At 64.9% G+C, this 18890-nt stretch carries 14 protein-coding genes and 1 pseudogene; 10 read left to right on the top strand and 5 right to left on the bottom strand.

Features of this window, described 5'->3' with window-relative positions:
• Window positions 1–29: 29 nt before the first annotated feature.
• Window positions 30–494 (top strand): acetyl-CoA carboxylase biotin carboxyl carrier protein, encoded by a 465-nt coding sequence (gene accB / locus A4C63_RS00670; RefSeq protein ID WP_063911098.1) that lies wholly within the window; start codon window positions 30–32, stop codon window positions 492–494.
• A gap of 17 nt (window positions 495–511) precedes the next feature.
• Complete coding sequence (accC, locus tag A4C63_RS00665; RefSeq protein ID WP_046615992.1) at window positions 512–1867, top strand: acetyl-CoA carboxylase biotin carboxylase subunit; 1356 nt, start codon at window positions 512–514, stop codon at window positions 1865–1867.
• A gap of 181 nt (window positions 1868–2048) precedes the next feature.
• Here the strand turns inward: accC and A4C63_RS00660 are convergent, their stop codons facing one another.
• Window positions 2049–3902, bottom strand: coding sequence for a sigma-54-dependent Fis family transcriptional regulator (locus A4C63_RS00660; RefSeq protein WP_063911097.1), 1854 nt, complete (start codon window positions 3900–3902; stop codon window positions 2049–2051).
• A 283-nt stretch (window positions 3903–4185) separates the two neighbouring features.
• On the opposite strand from A4C63_RS00660, the pseudogene A4C63_RS00655 reads away from it, so the two are divergent.
• From A4C63_RS00655 to A4C63_RS00625, 7 genes and pseudogenes are all read left to right on the top strand, one after another.
• A pseudogene (locus A4C63_RS00655) lies at window positions 4186–5225 on the top strand (ATP-NAD kinase family protein); the annotation flags it as partial.
• Between the two features lie 38 nt (window positions 5226–5263).
• On the top strand, window positions 5264–6241 hold the full coding sequence (locus tag A4C63_RS00650; RefSeq protein ID WP_063911736.1) for a thiamine pyrophosphate-dependent dehydrogenase E1 component subunit alpha: 978 nt from the start codon (window positions 5264–5266) through the stop codon (window positions 6239–6241).
• 33 nt (window positions 6242–6274) lie between these two features.
• On the top strand, window positions 6275–7297 hold the full coding sequence (locus tag A4C63_RS00645) for an alpha-ketoacid dehydrogenase subunit beta (RefSeq protein WP_063911095.1): 1023 nt from the start codon (window positions 6275–6277) through the stop codon (window positions 7295–7297).
• Complete coding sequence (locus A4C63_RS00640) at window positions 7294–8400, top strand: acetoin dehydrogenase dihydrolipoyllysine-residue acetyltransferase subunit (RefSeq protein WP_063911094.1); 1107 nt, start codon at window positions 7294–7296, stop codon at window positions 8398–8400. Before A4C63_RS00645 ends, A4C63_RS00640 begins: the two co-directional genes overlap by 4 nt.
• Before the next feature lie 52 nt (window positions 8401–8452).
• Entirely contained in the window at window positions 8453–9517 is a 1065-nt protein-coding gene (locus A4C63_RS00635) for a 2,3-butanediol dehydrogenase (protein WP_233688305.1), read from the top strand.
• A gap of 586 nt (window positions 9518–10103) precedes the next feature.
• On the top strand, window positions 10104–11837 hold the full coding sequence (locus A4C63_RS00630; protein WP_063911092.1) for a C13 family peptidase: 1734 nt from the start codon (window positions 10104–10106) through the stop codon (window positions 11835–11837).
• Window positions 11838–11864: 27 nt separating this feature from the next.
• On the top strand, window positions 11865–12509 hold the full coding sequence (locus A4C63_RS00625) for an oxidoreductase (protein ID WP_063911091.1): 645 nt from the start codon (window positions 11865–11867) through the stop codon (window positions 12507–12509).
• Window positions 12510–12617: 108 nt separating this feature from the next.
• Here the strand turns inward: A4C63_RS00625 and A4C63_RS00620 are convergent, their stop codons facing one another.
• The 4 genes from A4C63_RS00620 to A4C63_RS00605 all read right to left on the bottom strand — a co-directional run bounded on the left by A4C63_RS00620 (window position 12618) and on the right by A4C63_RS00605 (window position 16932).
• The gene (locus A4C63_RS00620; protein WP_063911090.1) at window positions 12618–12905 is read right to left on the bottom strand and encodes a YceK/YidQ family lipoprotein; all 288 of its coding nucleotides are present in this window, start codon (window positions 12903–12905) and stop codon (window positions 12618–12620) included.
• Window positions 12902–13531 carry a flavin prenyltransferase UbiX gene (gene ubiX, locus A4C63_RS00615; RefSeq protein ID WP_016715383.1) on the bottom strand — a complete coding sequence of 210 codons (630 nt, stop codon included), beginning with the start codon at window positions 13529–13531 and terminating at the stop codon, window positions 12902–12904. Before ubiX ends, A4C63_RS00620 begins: the two co-directional genes overlap by 4 nt.
• The gene (gene mpl / locus A4C63_RS00610) at window positions 13528–14877 is read right to left on the bottom strand and encodes a UDP-N-acetylmuramate:L-alanyl-gamma-D-glutamyl-meso-diaminopimelate ligase (RefSeq protein ID WP_063911089.1); all 1350 of its coding nucleotides are present in this window, start codon (window positions 14875–14877) and stop codon (window positions 13528–13530) included. Before mpl ends, ubiX begins: the two co-directional genes overlap by 4 nt.
• Before the next feature lie 66 nt (window positions 14878–14943).
• Window positions 14944–16932, bottom strand: a complete 1989-nt coding sequence (locus A4C63_RS00605) for a sigma-54-dependent Fis family transcriptional regulator (protein ID WP_063911088.1) — start codon at window positions 16930–16932, stop codon at window positions 14944–14946.
• A 255-nt stretch (window positions 16933–17187) separates the two neighbouring features.
• Between A4C63_RS00605 and A4C63_RS00600 the strand changes: the two genes are divergently transcribed.
• Window positions 17188–18708 (top strand): aldehyde dehydrogenase family protein, encoded by a 1521-nt coding sequence (locus A4C63_RS00600; protein ID WP_012270312.1) that lies wholly within the window; start codon window positions 17188–17190, stop codon window positions 18706–18708.
• The last annotated feature ends 182 nt before the right edge of the window (window positions 18709–18890 follow it).

Genomic DNA, 18890 nt, shown 5'->3' with positions numbered 1-18890 from the left:
CTGACCGAACCTTTGGGAGTTGATGATTAATGGATATCCGTAAAGTCAAGAAACTGATCGAGCTGCTGGAAGAGTCTGGCATCGACGAACTGGAGATCAAGGAAGGCGAAGAGTCGGTCCGTATCAGCCGTCACAGCAAGACCCCAGCTGCCCAGCAGTACTTCGCACCGGCTCCGGTAGCCGCTGCCCCTGTTGCTGCCCCGGTCGCCGCCGCTGCCGCTCCGGCCGCTGAAGCCGCTGCCGCCGCCCCGGCCCTGAAAGGCACCGTGATCCGCTCGCCGATGGTAGGTACCTTCTACCGCAAGCCTTCGCCGACCTCGCCGAACTTCGCTGAAGTTGGCCAGTCCGTGAAGAAAGGCGACACCCTGTGCATCGTTGAAGCCATGAAGATGATGAACCACATCGAAGCCGATGTTGGCGGTGTCATCGACGCCATCCTGGTAGAAGACGGCCAGCCGGTTGAATTCGACCAGCCGCTGTTCACCATCGTTTGAATCGCGGAGAGCCAACGATGTCTGGGAAGCTCGAAAAAGTCCTGATCGCCAACCGCGGGGAAATTGCCCTGCGGATCCTGCGTGCCTGCAAAGAGCTGGGTATCAAGACCGTCGCCGTGCACTCCACTGCCGACCGTGAACTGATGCACCTGGGCCTGGCAGACGAGTCGGTCTGCATCGGCCCTGCATCGTCCAAGGATTCCTACCTGCATATCCCGGCGATCATCGCTGCCGCCGAAGTGACCGGCGCCACCGCGATCCACCCGGGCTACGGTTTCCTGGCGGAAAACGCCGACTTCGCCGAGCAGGTGGAAAAATCCGGTTTCGCCTTCATCGGCCCGAAAGCCGACACCATTCGCCTGATGGGCGACAAGGTTTCGGCCAAGGACGCGATGATCAAGTCGGGCGTACCGACCGTGCCGGGCTCCGATGGCCCGCTGCCGGAAGACGAAGAAGTCGCCCTGGCGATCGCTCGTGACGTCGGCTACCCGGTGATCATCAAGGCCGCCGGTGGCGGTGGTGGTCGCGGCATGCGCGTGGTGCACAAGGAAGAGGACCTGATTGCCTCGGCCAAGCTCACCCGTACCGAAGCCGGTGCCGCCTTCGGCAACCCGATGGTCTATCTGGAGAAGTTCCTGACCAACCCACGCCACGTGGAAGTACAGGTACTGTCCGACGGCCAGGGCAACGCCATCCACCTGGGTGACCGTGACTGCTCGCTGCAGCGCCGTCACCAGAAGGTGCTGGAAGAAGCACCAGCCCCGGGCATCGATGAAAAAGCCCGTCAGGAAGTGTTCAAGCGCTGCGTCGATGCGTGCATCGAGATTGGCTACCGTGGTGCCGGTACTTTCGAGTTCCTGTACGAAAACGGCCGCTTCTACTTCATCGAGATGAACACCCGCGTGCAGGTTGAGCACCCGGTTTCGGAGATGGTCACTGGTATCGACATCGTCAAGGAGATGCTGAGCATCGCCGCTGGCAACAAGCTGTCGTTCCGCCAGGAAGACGTGGTGATCCGTGGCCATGCGCTGGAATGCCGTATCAACGCCGAAGACCCGAAGAAGTTCATCCCGAGCCCAGGCAAGGTGAAGCACTTCCACGCCCCGGGCGGCAACGGCGTGCGTGTGGACTCGCACCTGTATAGCGGTTACTCGGTTCCGCCGAACTACGACTCGCTGATCGGCAAGCTGATCACCTATGGCAAGGACCGCGACGAAGCCATGGCGCGCATGCGCAATGCCCTGGACGAGATCGTCGTCGACGGCATCAAGACCAACATCCCGCTGCACCGCGACCTGGTGCGTGATGAAGGTTTCTGCAAAGGCGGCGTCAACATTCACTACCTCGAGCACAAACTGGCTAGCCAGGAGTGATCGCGTAGTGTGATGTACCGAAACCCCGGACTTGTGCCGGGGTTTTTTTATGGGTCACTGGTTTGGCAGAAGCCCTGTAGGAGCAGCCTTGTGCTGCGAAGAGGCCATTACTTCCCAAACAAATTTGTTGCTCATGCCGGCCCTTTCGCAGCACAAGGCTGCTCCTACAGGTCCGCGTGACTCAGCCCTTCATCCGCGGCATCTCGATGTGATGCTCATGAACCCGCCGGTACAAGGTCGCCCGCGATATCCCCAGAGCCCGCGCCGCATCGGCCGGCTTCCAGCGATGGCGGATCAGCGCATCCAGCAACAACTGCCGCGCCGGGCACGACACCCCGCTTTCAGCCGAGCCAACTGCCTCACCCCGCACCTCCTGCGGCAGGTCCTGCAACTGCACCCGCCCGCCCTCACTCACCGCACAGGCATAGCGCAACACCTGACGCAGCTGGCGCAAATTCCCCGGCCAGCGGTAAACCAGCAGCGCCTGCAGCGCATCATCCGCCAGCACCACCTCAACCCCACAGGCCTCGGCCTCCTCGGCCAGCAACTGGTGAATCAGCCCCAGGCGGTCCTCGCGCTCGCGCAGCGGCGGCAACTCGAACCGGGCATTGGCCAGGCGGAAGTACAAATCCTCACGAAAACGCCCCTCCTCCACCATCGCCGCCAAATCACGATGGGTCGCGCAAATCACCTGGATATCCACCCGCTCCCGACGCGCCGCGCCCAGCGGCGCCACTTCACCCTCGGCCAGCACGCGCAGCAACCGGGTTTGCAGGTTCAGCGGCATGTCACCGATTTCGTCGAGGAACAGCGTGCCGCCATCGGCCTGCTGCAACAGCCCCTGCATGCCTTTGCTGGAAGCACCGGTGAAGGCCCCGGCCACATAGCCGAACAGCTCGCTCTCGATCAGGCTTTCCGGAATGGCCGCGCAGTTCAGGGTGACGAACGGGCCATCGCGACGCAGGCTTTGCTGGTGCAGCTGGCGGGCGAACACCTCTTTGCCAGCCCCGGTCTCGCCTTGCACCAGCACCGCCAGGTTGCAGTCCTTGACCCGTGTGGCCAACCGCAGGTGCTGCTCGATGCGGGCGTCCTGGGCCTGACGCAACGGCTGCGCAGGCTGGCGCTGGCGGGGTGCGCTGACCCGGCCGTACAGCCCACCCAGGCCCGGCAGGCGTTGAGCGGACGATGCGTTCACACGGCGCAGCTGGTCCATGTCGAACAGCTCGCCAATGTGCTCGGGCAAACGCCCCAGGTGCGCCACCAACCGCTGACGCGCCAGGCTGTTGATCGCCTGCAGGCGGCCATCGGCATCCCAGGCCAACAAGTAGTCGGGCTGGCTTTCCACATAACCCGGCGTGCCATGGGCGCGCATCACCCAATGGCCCTGGGCGCTGTGCATGAAGAAGGCATTTTCGATCTCGCGGGCGGTCTGCTCGACCAGTTGGCGGATCAGGTGCTGGCTACGGCGGTCGTCCGGCGACTGCAGGGCCGAGACATCCACGACGCCCAGCAACTCGCCCAGCGGGTCGAACACCGGCGCCGCCGTACAGGTCAGGCCAATGAACGCAGCGCGGAAGTGGTCGCGCTTGTGCACCGTGACCGGGGCCTTGCTGGTCAACACCGCCGCCACGCCGCAGGTGCCCTCCTCGCCCTCCGACCAGCAGGTGCCCAGGTACAGCCCGGCCTTGCGGCAGTCGTTGCGGATGGCCGACTCGACCCGGTAATCGATGGTGCGCCCCAGGGCATCGGTGAGCAACACGCAGTAGTCGGCACCGCGTACCCGCTCATGCAAGCGGGCCACGGCATCGCTGGCAATGCGCAGGAACAGTTCGGCGCGTTCGCGGCATTCGTTTAGCAGGCTTTGGGACAGGATGCGCGGCCCCTGCTGGGACCCGGGGTCGAGGCGGTACAGCTCCATGGAGCGGCGCCATGAATCGAGGATCAGCGGTGGCACCGGCGCCTGCGGCAGGCGGTCGGCATTCTTCAACACCCTGCTGACGCAGTCGACATGGGCTCGGGAGTTCGCGGCAAGCATTCAGGCCCTCCGGTTCTCGTTGCTGTTTTTATCGTTGTCCGGCCATTAAGCGCTTCCGGGCATGCCCCGACAAGCACTGTGTGATTACCGGCCGGCTTGAGACGCAGCGTCTCAGCGTCTCGGCAACCTCGACCCCGGGCTGGCACCGGGCGTCTCGCCAGCCCAACCATCAGCCTCTGCCGAAGCGCAAGCAAACCGCTCTATTGCGGCAACTTCAGTCAATTCAAATGAAGCTGGCACCGCGCTTGCTCCTGCCCTGACAAACAAAAATACGAGGTGCGCCATGCCGCTACCCGCCCCGACCGTCGGGATCATTGCCAACCCTGCCTCTGGCCGCGACCTGCGCCGCCTGACCGCCAACGCCGGGCTCTACTCGAGTACCGACAAGGCCTCGGCGATCCAGCGCCTGCTCGCTGCCTTTGGTGCCACCGGCATCGGCCAGGTGTTGCTGCCCAGCGACATGACCGGCATCGCCGCCGCCGTGCTCAAGGCCAGCCGGGGCCCGGCAGCCCGTGACCAGCACTGGCCGGCCATCGAAATACTCGACCTGCCGCTGACCCAGACCGTTGCCGATACCCGCCTGGCCACCCGCCACATGCTCGAGCGCGGCGTGGCGATGATCGCCGTGCTCGGCGGCGACGGCACCCACAAGGCAGTGGCCGCCGAGGCCGGTGACGTACCGCTGCTGACCTTGTCCACCGGCACCAACAATGCCTTCCCCGAACTGCGCGAAGCCACCAGTGCCGGCCTGGCTGGCGGCCTGCTCGCCAGCGGCCGGGTACCGGCCGCCATCGGCGTGCGCCGCAACAAGCGCCTGCTGGTGAAGGTGCCCGAGCAGCAGCTTGCCGAATGGGCCCTGGTCGAGGTGGCGGTGTCGCCCCAGCGCTTCATCGGCGCTCGGGCTCTCAGCCGCAGCGAGGACCTCTGCGAAGTCTTCGCCTGTTTCGCCGAACCCCATGCCATCGGCCTGTCGGCCCTGTGCGGCCTGTGGTGCCCGGTTTCGCGCCAGGACCCGCACGGCGCCTGGGTACGCCTGAACCCCGGTGCCGAACAAGCGCTGCTCGCGCCGCTGGCACCCGGCCTGCTGCAAGGCTGCGGCATCACCGCCAGCGGCCCGCTGACGCCCGGCGTCGCCCACCGGCTGAGCCTGGCCAGCGGAACGCTGGCGCTGGACGGCGAACGCGAAATCGAATTCGCCGAGCACGACACCCCCACCATCACCCTCGACCACCAAGGCCCGTTGAGCGTGGACGTCGAGGCCGTGCTGGCGCATGCCGCCCGCCATCACCTGCTGGCCGTACCGCGCGGCCACCGGTTACACCCTGCAAACCCGTGTTGAGACAACCCTGGAGAACAACAAGATGTCCAATCAACTCAGTACCGAACAATTGCTGCATGCCTATGAAGTGATGCGCACCATCCGCGCCTTCGAAGAACGCCTGCACGTGGAGTTCGCCACCGGCGAGATCCCCGGCTTCGTCCACCTGTATGCCGGTGAGGAAGCCTCAGCTGCCGGTGTCATGGCCCACCTGCGCGACAGCGACTGCATCGCCTCGACCCACCGTGGCCATGGCCACTGCATCGCCAAGGGTGTCGACGTGTACGGCATGATGGCCGAAATCTACGGCAAGAAGACCGGCGTGTGCGGGGGCAAAGGCGGCTCGATGCACATCGCCGACCTGGAAAAAGGCATGCTCGGCGCCAACGGCATCGTCGGTGCCGGTGCACCGCTAGTAGCCGGGGCCGCGCTGGCGGCCAAGATCAAGGGCAACGACGATGTGTCGGTGGCCTTCTTCGGCGATGGCGCTTCCAACGAAGGCGCGGTGTTCGAAGCCATGAACATGGCGTCGATCATGAACCTGCCGTGCATCTTCGTGGCCGAGAACAACGGCTACGCCGAAGCCACCGCCTCGACCTGGTCGGTAGCCTGCGACCATATCGCCGACCGCGCTGCCGGTTTCGGCATGCCTGGCGTCACCATCGACGGTTTCGACTTCTTTGCCGTGTACGAGGCCGCCGGCGCTGCCATCGAACGTGCACGTTCCGGGCAAGGCCCGTCGCTGATCGAGGTCAAGCTCAGCCGCTATTACGGCCATTTCGAAGGCGATGCACAAACCTACCGCGCCCCCGATGAAGTGAAGAACCTGCGCGAATCCCGCGACTGCCTCATGCAGTTCCGCAACAAGACCACTCGCGCCGGCCTGCTCACGGCAGCGCAACTGGACGCCATCGACGCCCGCATCGAAGACCTGATCGAAGACGCTGTGCGCCGCGCCAAGTCCGATCCCAAGCCACAGCCCGCCGACCTGCTCACCGACGTCTACGTCGCCTACCCCTGAGCCGCGGATTACAAGAACAACAGGAGAATCACCATGGCAAGAAAGATCAGCTACCAGCAGGCCATCAACGAAGCCCTGGCCCAGGAAATGCGCCGCGACAGTACAGTGTTCATCATTGGCGAAGACGTCGCCGGCGGCGCCGGTGCCCCCGGCGAGGATGACGCCTGGGGTGGCGTGCTCGGCGTGACCAAGGGCCTGTACCACCAGTTCCCGGGGCGCGTGCTCGACGCGCCGCTGTCGGAAATCGGCTACGTCGGCGCCGCCGTCGGTGCCGCCACCCAGGGCCTGCGCCCGGTGTGCGAGCTGATGTTCGTCGACTTCGCCGGCTGCTGCCTGGACCAGATCCTCAACCAGGCCGCCAAGTTCCGCTACATGTTCGGCGGCAAGGCGGTCACCCCGCTGGTGATGCGCACCATGTACGGTGCTGGCCTGCGCGCAGCGGCCCAGCACTCGCAGATGCTCACCTCGCTATGGACGCATATCCCCGGCCTGAAGGTGGTCTGCCCGTCCTCGCCGTACGATGCCAAGGGCCTGTTGATACAGGCAATCCGCGACAACGACCCGGTGATCTTCTGCGAGCACAAACTGCTGTACAGCATGCAAGGCGAGGTGCCGGAAGAGGTCTACACCGTGCCGTTCGGCGAAGCCAACTACCTGCGGGATGGCGACGACGTGACCCTGGTGACCTATGGGCGCATGGTGCATGTAGCGCTGGAGGCCGCCAACAACCTGGCCCGCCAGGGTATCGACTGCGAGGTGCTGGACCTGCGCACCACCAGCCCGCTGGACGAGGACAGCATTCTGGAAAGTGTGGAAAAGACCGGCCGCCTGGTGGTGATCGACGAAGCCAACCCTCGCTGCTCCATGGCCACCGACATCAGCGCCCTGGTGGCACAGAAGGCCTTCGGCGCGCTCAAGGGCCCGATCGAGATGGTCACCGCCCCGCATACTCCCGTGCCGTTCTCCGATGCCCTGGAAGACCTGTACATCCCTGACGCGGCGAAGATCGAGGCTGCGGTACGCAAAGTGATCGAAGCCGCAAGGAGTGCCGCATGAGCCAGATCCATACCCTGACCATGCCCAAGTGGGGCCTGTCGATGACCGAGGGCCGGGTGGACACCTGGCTGAAGCAGGAAGGTGACGAAATCAACAAGGGCGACGAGGTTCTGGACGTCGAGACCGACAAGATCAGCAGCAGTGTCGAAGCCCCGTTCAGCGGCGTACTGCGTCGCCAGGTGGCCAGGCCGGATGAAACCCTGCCGGTCGGTGCGCTGCTGGCAGTGGTGGTGGAAGGGGAAGCCGAAGAGGCTGAAATCGATGCCGTGGTGCAGCGCTTCCAGGCCGAGTTCGTCGCCGAAGGTGGCGCTGACCAGGCCCAGGGGCCAGTGCCACAGAAGGCGGAAGTGGGCGGTCGCCTGCTGCGCTGGTTCGAGCTGGGCGATGGCGGCACGCCGCTGGTGCTGGTGCACGGCTTTGGCGGCGACCTCAACAACTGGCTGTTCAACCACCCGGCGTTGGCGGCCGAGCGGCGGGTGATCGCCCTCGACCTGCCGGGGCATGGTGAGTCGGGCAAGGCCCTGCAACGCGGCGACCTGGATGAACTGAGCGAAACCGTGCTGGCCCTGCTCGACCACCTGGACATCGCCAAGGCCCACCTGGCCGGCCACTCCATGGGCGGCGCAGTCAGCCTGAACGTGGCGCGCCTGGCACCGCAGCAGGTGGCCAGCCTGAGCCTGGTGGCCAGCGCCGGGCTGGGCGAGGCGATCAACGGGCAGTACCTGCAAGGCTTCGTCGCTGCCGCCAACCGCAATGCCCTCAAGCCGCAGATGGTGCAGCTGTTTGCCGACCCGACACTGGTCACCCGGCAGATGCTGGAGGACATGCTCAAGTTCAAGCGCCTGGAAGGGGTGGACGACGCGTTGCGTCTGCTGGCATCGGCCATCGCCGACGGCGACCGGCAGCGCCACGACCTGCGCGGGGTGCTGGGGCAACACCCGGCCCTGGTGGTGTGGGGCGGCAAGGACGCGATCATCCCGGCCAGCCATGCCGAAGGGCTGGAGGCTGAAGTGCTGGTGCTGCCTGAGGCTGGGCACATGGTGCAGATGGAAGCGGCCGAACAGGTCAACCAGCAACTGCTCGCATTCCTGCGCAAGCACTAAGCCCTTTCCATGAGCCTGGAGAAAACCCATGAACGACCTGAGCCACACCCACATGCGCGCCGCCGTCTGGCATGGCCGCAATGACATTCGCGTCGAACAGGTGCCCCTGCCGGCCGACCCTGCGCCCGGATGGGTGCAGATCAAGGTGGACTGGTGCGGCATCTGCGGCTCCGACCTGCACGAATACGTCGCCGGCCCGGTATTCATCCCGGTGGAGGCACCGCACCCGCTGACCGGCATCCAGGGCCAGTGCATCCTCGGCCACGAGTTCTGCGGCCAGATTGCCAAGCTGGGTGAAGGCGTGGAAGGTTTTGCCGTCGGTGACCCGGTGGCTGCGGACGCCTGCCAGCATTGCGGCACCTGCTACTACTGCACCCACGGCCTGTACAACATCTGCGAGCGCCTGGCCTTCACCGGCCTGATGAACAACGGCGCCTTCGCCGAGCTGGTCAACGTGCCCGCCAACCTGCTGTATCGGCTACCGCAGGGCTTCCCGTCGGAGGCCGGGGCGCTGATCGAGCCGCTGGCGGTGGGCATGCATGCGGTGAAAAAGGCCGGTAGCCTGCTAGGCCAGACCGTGGTGGTGGTCGGCGCCGGCACCATCGGCCTGTGCACCATCATGTGTGCCAAGGCAGCGGGGGCGGCGCAGGTGATCGCCCTGGAAATGTCCTCGGCGCGCAAGGCCAAGGCTAAAGAAGTTGGCGCCAGCGTAGTGCTGGACCCCAGCCAGTGCGACGCCTTGGCGGAAATCCGCAAGCTGACTGCCGGGCTGGGAGCGGATGTGAGTTTTGAATGCATCGGCAACAAGCACACGGCCAAGCTGGCCATCGACACCATCCGCAAGGCGGGCAAGTGCGTGTTGGTGGGGATATTCGAGGAGCCGAGCGAGTTCAACTTCTTCGAACTGGTGTCCACTGAAAAGCAGGTGCTGGGGGCGTTGGCCTATAACGGCGAGTTTGCCGATGTGATTGCCTTCATCGCTGACGGCAGGCTGGATATTCGCCCGCTGGTGACCGGGCGGATCGGACTGGAGCAGATTGTCGAGCTGGGCTTTGAGGAACTGGTGAACAACAAGGAGGAGAACGTGAAGATCATCGTATCGCCGGGCGTGCGCTGATTGCACCTCAAAGGCAACACAGAACCTGTGGGAGCGGGCGTGCCCGCGAAGCCGGCGACTCGGTGCCTGGCACCGGCTTCGCCGGTGTTCGCGGCTAAAGCCGCTCCCACAGGTATTGCGCAAAGCTGAAAGTCACCGCTGGACATGTGGGAGCGGGTTTACCCGCGAAGAAGACCACACGGTGCATGGCACCGGCTTCGCCGGTGTTCGCGGCTAAAGCCGCTCCCACAGGTATTGCGCAAAGCTGAAAGTCACCGCTGGACATGTGGGAGCGGGTTTACCCGCGAAGAAGACCACACGGTGCATGGCACCGGCTTCGCCGGTGTTCGCGGCTAAAGCCGCTCCCACAGGTATTGCGCAAAGCTGAAAGTCACCGCTGGACCTGTGGGAGCGGGTTTACCCGCGAAGAAGACCACGCGCTGCATGGCACCGGCGTCGCCGGTGTTCGCGGGCACGCCCGCTCCCACAGGGACCGTGCCAGCTTTTCGATGCAGTGCAGGCTCGAGAGCTGCGCCAGCACATGCGTTCGCTGTTTCAGGATCCCATTCTGCGTCATACTCGGCAGACCTATTGCCCGGTTCTCGCCATGCGTCCATTGCTCCCCATCACCCTGGTCCTGCTGCTCGCCGCCTGCGGCGATGGCGAATCGCTGCTCCCGCCGGACGCGCGTCTGCCCGACGGTGGGCGGTACCGGGGGCAGGTGGTCGATGGCCTGCTGCAAGGCGAAGGCCGAATCGACTACCCCAACGGCAGCTGGTACGCCGGCAGCTTCAAGGACGGCCAATGGCACGGCCAGGGCGAATGGCACGGGCGCAACGGCGAGGTGTACCGTGGCCAGTTCGCCGCAGGGCTGTTCCAGGGGCTGGGTGAGCTGACCACCCCGGGCAGCCACTATGCCGGCACCTTCAGCCGCGGCCGCCGCGACGGCGAAGGTACCCTCAAGCAAGCCGACCAGACCTACCGCGGCCAGTTCAAGGACGACCTGTACGAAGGCGCCGGCGAGCTGGAACTGGCCGACGGCAGCCGCTACCAGGGCCTGTTCGCCAAGGGCAAGCCCAACGGTGCCGGGGTGCGCAGCGATGCCAGCGGCAACCAGTTCAGCGGCCGCTTCATCAACGGCCAGCTGGAAGGCAGCGGCACCTACGACAGCGTCGACGGCGAGCAGTACATCGGCGAATTCAAGGACAACCGCCTGGAGGGCCGTGGCCGCTACGAAAACACCGAGGGTGATGTGTGGATCGGCGAATTCAAGGACGGTTCGCTGGTCGGCGAAGGCGAACTGCTGGGCAGCGACGGCAGCCACTACAAAGGTACCTTCGCCGACTGGCGCCTGTCGGGCCAGGGCAGCCTGCAACTGGCCGACGGCAGCAAGTACATCGGCGGCTTCCTCAATGATGCCTACCACGGTCAGGGCCGGCTGATCCTGGCCAGCGGCAAGGTCGAAAGCGGCACCTGGAGCAACGGTGTGCGCGTACGCGACCAGAATGGCAAGCTGTTGCCCGACCCGCTGGACCTGGCGTTGCTCAATCAGGGCCGGCTGCTGGACGAGGCGCTGGCCCGGGTACCGCGCTCGACGCCACCGGTCCAGCTGTACAGCCTGGTAGTGGCCGGCGATGGCCAGCAGAGCGTGTTCCTGCGCGAAGCCGACTACGTCAGCAACATGCTCAAGGTGCGCTTTGGCGCCCGTGGCCAGGTGACCTTGGTCAACCACCGCGACCACATGACCACCCGCGCCATGGCCACGCGCGAGAACCTCACCCGCGCCGCCAGCACCCTGGCCGAGCGCAGCGGCCCCGAAGACCTGGTGTTCATCTACCTCACCAGCCATGGCAGCCAGGACCACCAGCTGGTGCTCGACCAGCCGCGCCTGCAGCTGGCCGACCTGTCCACCGACGAACTGGCCAGCGCCCTGGCGCCGCTGAAGGACCGCGACAAGGTCATTGTCATATCCGCCTGCTATTCAGGGGGCTACATCGCCTCGCTCAAGGACGAACGCACGCTGATCATGACCGCCGCCCGGGCGGACCGCGTGTCCTTCGGTTGCTCGGAAGAAGCCGATTTCACCTACTTTGGCGATGCCCTGTTCGCCGAAGCGCTGAACCAGACCGACGACCTGAAACAGGCGTTTGAACTGGCGCGCGCCAGCGTTGCCGAAAGAGAACAAAGGGAAGGTTTCGAGGCCTCCGAACCGCAGCTGTGGGCGCCGCCGAGTGTGCTTGAGCACTGGCAGCACCTACGCCGGCAGCAGGCCGAAGAAGCATTGCGTAACGCCGCACAGGCCACCGTGGGGGAACAGGCGGAAACGCCCGGCAGCCACTAAGCTTGTGTGTAACAAGGGAGAGACATCATGTATTTGACGCCTCAGCATGTCCTGCTTGCCGGTGCCACAGGTCTGACAGGTGAGCACCTGCTCGACCGCCTGCTCAACGAGCCAACCATCACCCGCGTACTGGCGCCTACCCGCCGGCCATTGGCCGAGCATCCGCACCTGGAAAACCCGGTGGGCGACCCGGCGGTGTTCCTCCCGCAGCTAGCCGGGCGGGTCGATATCGCCTATTGCTGCCTGGGTACCACGCTGAAGCAGGCCGGCTCCGAATCGGCTTTCCGTGCAGTGGACCTGGACATGGTGGTGGCCTTCAGCAAGCGTGCCCGGGAGATGGGCGCGCGGCATCTGCTGGTGGTCAGTGCGTTGGGCGCCGACCCGAAATCGTCGATTTTCTACAACCGGGTAAAGGGCGAGATGGAAGAGGCACTCAAGGCCCAGGATTGGCCGCAGCTGACCATCGTGCGGCCATCGTTGCTGCTGGGCGAGCGGGTCCAGCCGCGGCTCGGGGAAAAGCTGATGTCGCCGTTTTCCAGGCTGATACCCGGGAAGTATCGGGGGATCGAGGCTTGTACCTTGGCCCGGGCGCTGTGGCGGCTGGCGCTGGAGGAGGAAGACGGGGTGCGGATCGTGGAGTCGGATGAGTTGCGCAGGTTGGGCAAGAAATAGGCTTCACTTGTGATGGCCTCTTCGCGGGCACGCCCGCTCCCACAGGTACTGTAATCACTTGAGGATTACACAGATCCTGTGGGAGCGGGCGTGCCCGCGAAAGGGCCCTTACAGGCCACCAGTGGCCTGGAAGCCTACACCGGCCGCTGTCAGCAACGACAACGGCAGCAACAGGGTATCGAGCAGCATGCTCCCCGGCAGGTCTAGCCGCGGGTACGCCGGGGCATCAGCCCCATAATGATCACGCGGGCAACACCCGCCATTGATCACATACAAATCCAGCCGGGTACCGGCATACACCACCGGCGCCCCGGGCTTGTTGGCATCCAGCGTGCGCACCGTGGCACAGCCACCGAGCAGCACCAGCGCCAGCACAACCGCCAGCGCTCGCTTCAATCATCCACCCCGAAATGGTGCTCCCCCCAACGCGGCAACATGTCCTGGGGAATGTTCAGCAGGTTGAGAATGCGCGCGACGACAAAGTCGACCAGGTCATCGATGGTCTGCGGCTGGTGATAAAAGCCCGGCGCCGCCGGCAGGATCACCGCGCCCATCTGCGACAGCTTGAGCATGTTCTCCAGGTGGATGGTGGAGAACGGCGCTTCGCGCGGCACCAGGATCAGCTGGCGACGCTCCTTGAGGGTAACGTCGGCAGCACGCTCGATCAGGTTGTTGCAGGCACCGGTGGCAATCGCCGACAAGGTGCCGGTGGAACAGGGCACCACCACCATCGCCGCCGGGGCGCCGGAACCCGAGGCCACCGGCGACATCCAGTCTTCCTTGCCATACACGCGGATCTGCCCGTCGGCGGCTCCGGTGTATTCGGTGAGAAAGGCCTGCATCGCCTGCGGCTTGGCTGGCAGCAACACGTCGGTCTCGGTGGCCATCACCAGTTGCGCGGCCTTGGAGATCAGGAAGTGCACCTCGCGGTCCTCACGCACCAGGCAGTCGAGCAGGCGCAGGCCATACTGGGCGCCAGAGGCGCCCGTCATGGCTAGGGTGATGCGTTCCGGCCCGCTCACTTCAGTGCCTCGGCCAGCTTGCCGTGCAGGCCGCCGAAGCCGCCATTGCTCATGATCACAACGTGGGTACCTGGGCGGGCCTGGCCCTTGACTCGCTCGATGATCGCTTCGAGGCTGTCGGCCACCACGCTGGGCACTTTGCATTGCGCGGCAGTGGCAGCCAGGTCCCAGCCCAGGTTGGCCGGGGCGTACCAGATCACCTGGTCGGCGTCGTTGACGCTTTCCGGCAGGCCGTCACGGTGGGCACCGAGCTTCATCGAGTTGGAGCGCGGCTCGATCACGGCGATCACCGGGGCCTCGCCAACGCGCTTGCGCAGGCCGTCGAGGGTGGTGGCGATGGCGGTCGGGTGGTGGGCGAAGTCATCGTAGATGGTCACGCCCTGCACTTCGGCAACCTTCTCCATGCGCCGCTTGACGCTCTTGAAGGCACTCAGGCCTTCGATGCCCATGGCTGGCACCACACCTACATGGCGCGCCGCTGCCAGGGTGGCCAGGGCGTTGGCGACGTTGTGCTGGCCAGTGAGTGCCCAATCCACCACGCCCTGCACTTCGCCGTCGAACAGCACTTCGAAGCGCGAGCCGTCGGGGCTGAGCAGGCGAGCTTGCCACTGGCCACCTTCCCCGGTGGTCTGCACCGGGGTCCAGCAGCCCATGCCGATCACTCGCTCCAGCGCCAGCTCGGTGGTGGGGTGGATGACCAGGCCTTCGCTGGGGATGGTGCGCACCAAGTGATGGAACTGCCGCTCGATCGAGGCCAGGTCGGGGAAGATGTCCGCATGGTCGAACTCAAGGTTGTTGAGGATCGCCGTGCGTGGGTGGTAATGGACGAACTTCGAGCGCTTGTCGAAGAAGGCGCTGTCGTACTCGTCGGCTTCGACCACGAAGAACGGCGTATCGCCCAGGCGCGCCGACACCGAGAAGTTCTGCGGCACACCGCCGATCAGGAAGCCCGGGCTCATGCCGGCGTGCTCCAGCACCCAGGCCAGCATGCTGCTGGTGGTGGTCTTGCCGTGGGTACCGGCAACGGCCAGCACCCAGCGGCCCTGCAGCACGTGGTCGGCAAGCCACTGCGGGCCGGAAACATAGGGCAGGCCCTTGTTCAGCACGTACTCCACCGCCGGGTTGCCACGCGACATGGCATTGCCGATGACCACCAGGTCTGGCGCCGGGTCCAGCTGGGCCGGGTCATAGCCTTGGGTCAGCTCGATGCCCTGGGCTTCGAGCTGGGTGCTCATCGGGGGATAGACGTTGGCGTCCGAGCCAGTGACGCGGTGGCCAAGTTCCTTGGCCAGCACCGCCAGCGAGCCCATGAAAGTACCGCAAATACCGAGAATGTGAATATGCATGGTCGACCTCGCAAAACATCGAGGCAGGGTAGCCCAGGGCGCGACAAATCGCACCAGATGTTTCGCTCAGCCGGCCCTGGTGATGCCGTGTTTGCGCAGTTTTCGATACAAGGTATTGCGGCTGATGCCCAAGTGCTCGGCAACACGGGTGAGGTGCCAGTGTTTTGCCTCTAGCGTCTCCAACAATGCTTGCCGCTCCGCACCCTGTAGGAGCGGCCTTGTATCGCGATCGGGCTGCGACGCAGCCCCTGCAGGTTGGTCGGCGCTGCTGAGACCCTGGGGCCGCTCTGCGGCCCTTTCGCGACACAAGGCCGCTCCTACTGGGACGGTGCTGTTGCGGAGAATGGCGGGGAGATCAGGGAACATGATCCGGGAGTCTTCGCAAAGCGCCACCAAGGTACGCAGCACGTTGCGCATCTGCCGCACGTTGCCCGGCCAGGCGAAGTCGAGCAGCGCCTGTCGCGCCCTGGGTTCGATATCGATCGGTTCTCCCTGCGCCTCCTGACGCAGCAGAAAGTCCAGCAACTGCGCCTTGTCACTGCGCTCGCGCACCGCCGGCAACGCCACTTCCAGGCCATTCAGGCGGTAATACAGGTCCTCGCGGAAACTGCCCTGCTCCACCCGCTCCAGCAGGTCACGGTGGGTAGCGCTGACGATGCGCACATCGACCGCCTGCGGCTCACCGCCGATCGGCACCACCTGGCGCTCCTCCAGCACACGCAGCAAGCGGGTTTGCAGAGTCAGTGGCATGTCGCCAATCTCGTCCAGCAGCAAGGTGCCGCCGTCGGCCTGCAGCAGCTTGCCGCGCATGCCTTCCTTGCGCGCACCGGTAAAGCTGCCGCCGCGGTAGCCGAACAGTTCGCTCTCGATCAGGCTCTCCGGGATCGACGCGCAGTTGATGGCGACAAACGGCTTGCCGCGCCGCTCGCTGGCCTGGTGCACAGCCTGGGCGAAAGCCTCCTTGCCGCAGCCAGTCTCGCCGCGCAGCAGCAGCGGCACATCGCGCTCGAACACCCGCACGCTGCGGCGAAAGTCGTTCTGCAAGGCCGGGTCGAGCAGGCAGATAAGCGGCTCCACGTCCCGCACGGGTCGCGGCTGGGCGGCTGGCACCGACCACACCGGTGCGCGCGCCTGGCCACGCAGGCTGGCGAACACCTGGCGCCCGTCCAGGGTATGCAGCGGCCAGGCCGTGCTGCCTCCGGGCGTGGCGCGGCTGAACAGTTCGTCGTGGCTGCAAGCGAAAAAGCGCTCCAGCGGTTTGCCCAGCACGCCACCACGCACCGTGCCCAGCAGGTTCAGCGCGCTCTGGTTGGCAGCGCAGATGCGACCGTCACCGTCGAAGGCCAGCAGGCCTTCGCTGAACAGGCCGACCGACTCGGCCTGCAGGTGAAAACGCAGCAGCCATTGCTGCTCGAAATGGCGCAGGAAGTAGCAACTTTCGATCATCTTCGCCGACAGGTTGACCAGGGCCATGGTGTGGAACTGGCTCTGCCGGGAAACGTCGGGCCGTGCCGAAGACACATCCAGCACCGCCAGCAGCTCGCCATGCGGGTCGAACACCGGGCTGGCCGAGCAGGTCAGGCCGGTGTGGCGACCACGAAAGTGCTCGTTCTGGTGAATGGTCAGCGCCTGGCGCTCGACCAGGCAGGTGCCGATGCCGTTGGTGCCCTCGCGAGCCTCGCTCCAGTCGGCGCCCAGCCACAGCCCGGCGCGCTCGAAGCTGCGCCGCTCGGTCGGCGCGCTGACGCAATTGAGGATCACCCCACGGGCATCGGTCAGCAGCACCGCATGGCCGGCCCCGGAAAGCTGCTGGTGCAGGCTGTTCATTTCATGGTCGGCAATCTGCAGCACCTGGCGCAGGCGCTCGCGGCTTTCCAGCAGGCGCCCGTGTTCGAGCACCACCGGGGCCTCGATCACCGACGGGTCGAGGTGGTAGTCCTCCAGGCAGCGCAGCCAGGAGCGGGCGATGGAGGGGTCGCTGCCGCCCTCTCCGGCCCCACCATGGGCAACGCTGTGGACTTGCTGGGCATGGCGACTGAAAAGATTGCTCTGCATTGTTGTAGTTCTCCGCAGATAGAGAGTCCCGCCAGCATCCTCCACCCGGGAAGGCTTTGCAATGCACCCTCCGGTTACGTGTCGCAAATGGCACAAAGTGTCACCCCCGCGCGTACCGGTGCTGGTACAGCAACCGTGGGGCAGGCTTTGGGAATCGAGCCAAGTCATTGATTTTACTGACACTCGAAACGCTGGCCCAACCTTTGCTCTACGCTTTCCAACTCCCTAACAAACACAATAGCCAGGAGACACACCATGCGTTACGCACATCCCGGTACCGAAGGCGCGAAGGTTTCCTTCAAGAGCCGCTACGGCAACTACATCGGTGGTGAGTTCGTTCCTCCGGTAAAGGGGCAGTACTTCGAAAATACCTCCCCGGTGAATGGCAAGCTGATCGCTGAATTCCCTCGCTCCACTGCCGAAGACATCGATAAAGCCCTGGATGCCGCCCACGCTGCGGCCGACGCCTGGGGCCGCACTTCAGTGCAGGATCGCTCCAACGTTCTGCTGAAGATCGCCGACCGTATCGAGCAGAACCTCGAACTGCTGGCCATTACCGAAACCTGGGACAACGGCAAGCCGATCCGCGAAACCCTTAACGCCGACATCCCGCTGGCGGTTGATCACTTCCGCTACTTCGCTGGCTGCATCCGCGCCCAGGAAGGCGGCGCTGCCGAGATCAACGAAGGCACCGTGGCCTACCACATCCACGAGCCACTGGGCGTGGTCGGGCAGATCATCCCGTGGAACTTCCCGATCCTGATGGCCGCCTGGAAGCTTGCTCCGGCACTGGCCGCCGGCAACTGCGTGGTGCTCAAGCCGGCCGAACAAACGCCACTGGGAATCACCGTACTGCTCGAAGTCATTGGCGACCTGCTGCCACCTGGCGTGCTCAACGTGGTGCAAGGCTATGGCCGCGAAGCCGGTGAAGCCCTGGCCACCAGCAAGCGCATCGCCAAGATCGCCTTCACTGGCTCGACCCCGGTCGGCTCGCACATCATGAAATGCGCCGCCGAGAACATCATCCCGTCCACCGTCGAACTGGGCGGCAAGTCGCCGAACGTGTATTTCGAAGACATCATGCAGGCCGAGCCAAGCTTCATCGAGAAGGCGGCCGAAGGCATGGTGCTGGCGTTCTTCAACCAGGGCGAGGTATGCACCTGCCCGTCGCGGGCACTGGTACAGGAATCGATCTACCCGCAGTTCATGGAAGTGGTAATGAAGAAGGTGCTGCAGATCAAGCGCGGCGACCCGCTGGACACCGACACCATGGTCGGCGCCCAGGCCTCGCAACAGCAGTTCGAGAAGATCCTGTCGTACCTCGACATCGCCCAGAAGGAAGGCGCCGAGCTGCTGACCGGCGGCAAGGTGGAAAAACTGGAAGGCTCGCTGGCCACCGGTTACTACATCCAGCCGACCCTGCTCAAAGGCAACAACAAGATGCGCGTGTTCCAGGAAGAAATCTTCGGCCCGGTGGTCAGCGTCACCACCTTCAAGGACGAAGCCGAAGCCCTGGCGATTGCCAACGACACCGAATTCGGCCTGGGCGCCGGCGTGTGGACCCGCGACATCAACCGTGCCTACCGCATGGGCCGTGGGATCAAGGCTGGCCGCGTGTGGACCAACTGCTACCACCTGTACCCGGCGCATGCGGCGTTCGGTGGCTACAAGAAGTCGGGGGTCGGGCGTGAGACCCACAAGATGATGCTCGATCACTACCAGCAGACCAAGAACCTGCTGGTGAGCTACGACATCAATCCGTTGGGCTTCTTCTAAACCGCGCCGTCTTCTTCGCGGGTAAACCCGCTCCCACAGGTACTGCGCTTGCTTAAGGTGCTGTACACCCCCTGTAGGAGCGGGTTCACCCGCGAAGAGGCCTGGCCTGCTTTACACAAAACCCAGAGCGGTAACCGTGCACCAACCGCTCTGGCTCGCTTCCTGCAATACACATCACCATC

The sequence above is a fragment of the Pseudomonas sp. p21 genome (assembly GCF_001642705.1).
Taxonomy (GTDB): Bacteria; Pseudomonadota; Gammaproteobacteria; order Pseudomonadales; family Pseudomonadaceae; genus Aquipseudomonas.
The sequence above is the reverse complement of the archived record's forward strand: the minus strand, read 5'-3'. Positions and strand labels throughout refer to the sequence as shown.

Coding starts and splice junctions, on each gene's coding strand:
- A4C63_RS00605 (WP_063911088.1), bottom strand. CDS start 16,932: ATGCAGAGCAATCTTTTCAGTCGCCATGCCCAGCAAGTCCACAGCGTT.
- A4C63_RS00630 (WP_063911092.1), top strand. CDS start 10,104: ATGCGTCCATTGCTCCCCATCACCCTGGTCCTGCTGCTCGCCGCCTGC.
- A4C63_RS00625 (WP_063911091.1), top strand. CDS start 11,865: ATGTATTTGACGCCTCAGCATGTCCTGCTTGCCGGTGCCACAGGTCTG.
- A4C63_RS00660 (WP_063911097.1), bottom strand. CDS start 3,902: ATGCTTGCCGCGAACTCCCGAGCCCATGTCGACTGCGTCAGCAGGGTG.
- A4C63_RS00600 (WP_012270312.1), top strand. CDS start 17,188: ATGCGTTACGCACATCCCGGTACCGAAGGCGCGAAGGTTTCCTTCAAG.
- A4C63_RS00640 (WP_063911094.1), top strand. CDS start 7,294: ATGAGCCAGATCCATACCCTGACCATGCCCAAGTGGGGCCTGTCGATG.
- accC (WP_046615992.1), top strand. CDS start 512: ATGTCTGGGAAGCTCGAAAAAGTCCTGATCGCCAACCGCGGGGAAATT.
- A4C63_RS00635 (WP_233688305.1), top strand. CDS start 8,453: ATGCGCGCCGCCGTCTGGCATGGCCGCAATGACATTCGCGTCGAACAG.
- A4C63_RS00645 (WP_063911095.1), top strand. CDS start 6,275: ATGGCAAGAAAGATCAGCTACCAGCAGGCCATCAACGAAGCCCTGGCC.
- mpl (WP_063911089.1), bottom strand. CDS start 14,877: ATGCATATTCACATTCTCGGTATTTGCGGTACTTTCATGGGCTCGCTG.
- accB (WP_063911098.1), top strand. CDS start 30: ATGGATATCCGTAAAGTCAAGAAACTGATCGAGCTGCTGGAAGAGTCT.
- A4C63_RS00650 (WP_063911736.1), top strand. CDS start 5,264: ATGTCCAATCAACTCAGTACCGAACAATTGCTGCATGCCTATGAAGTG.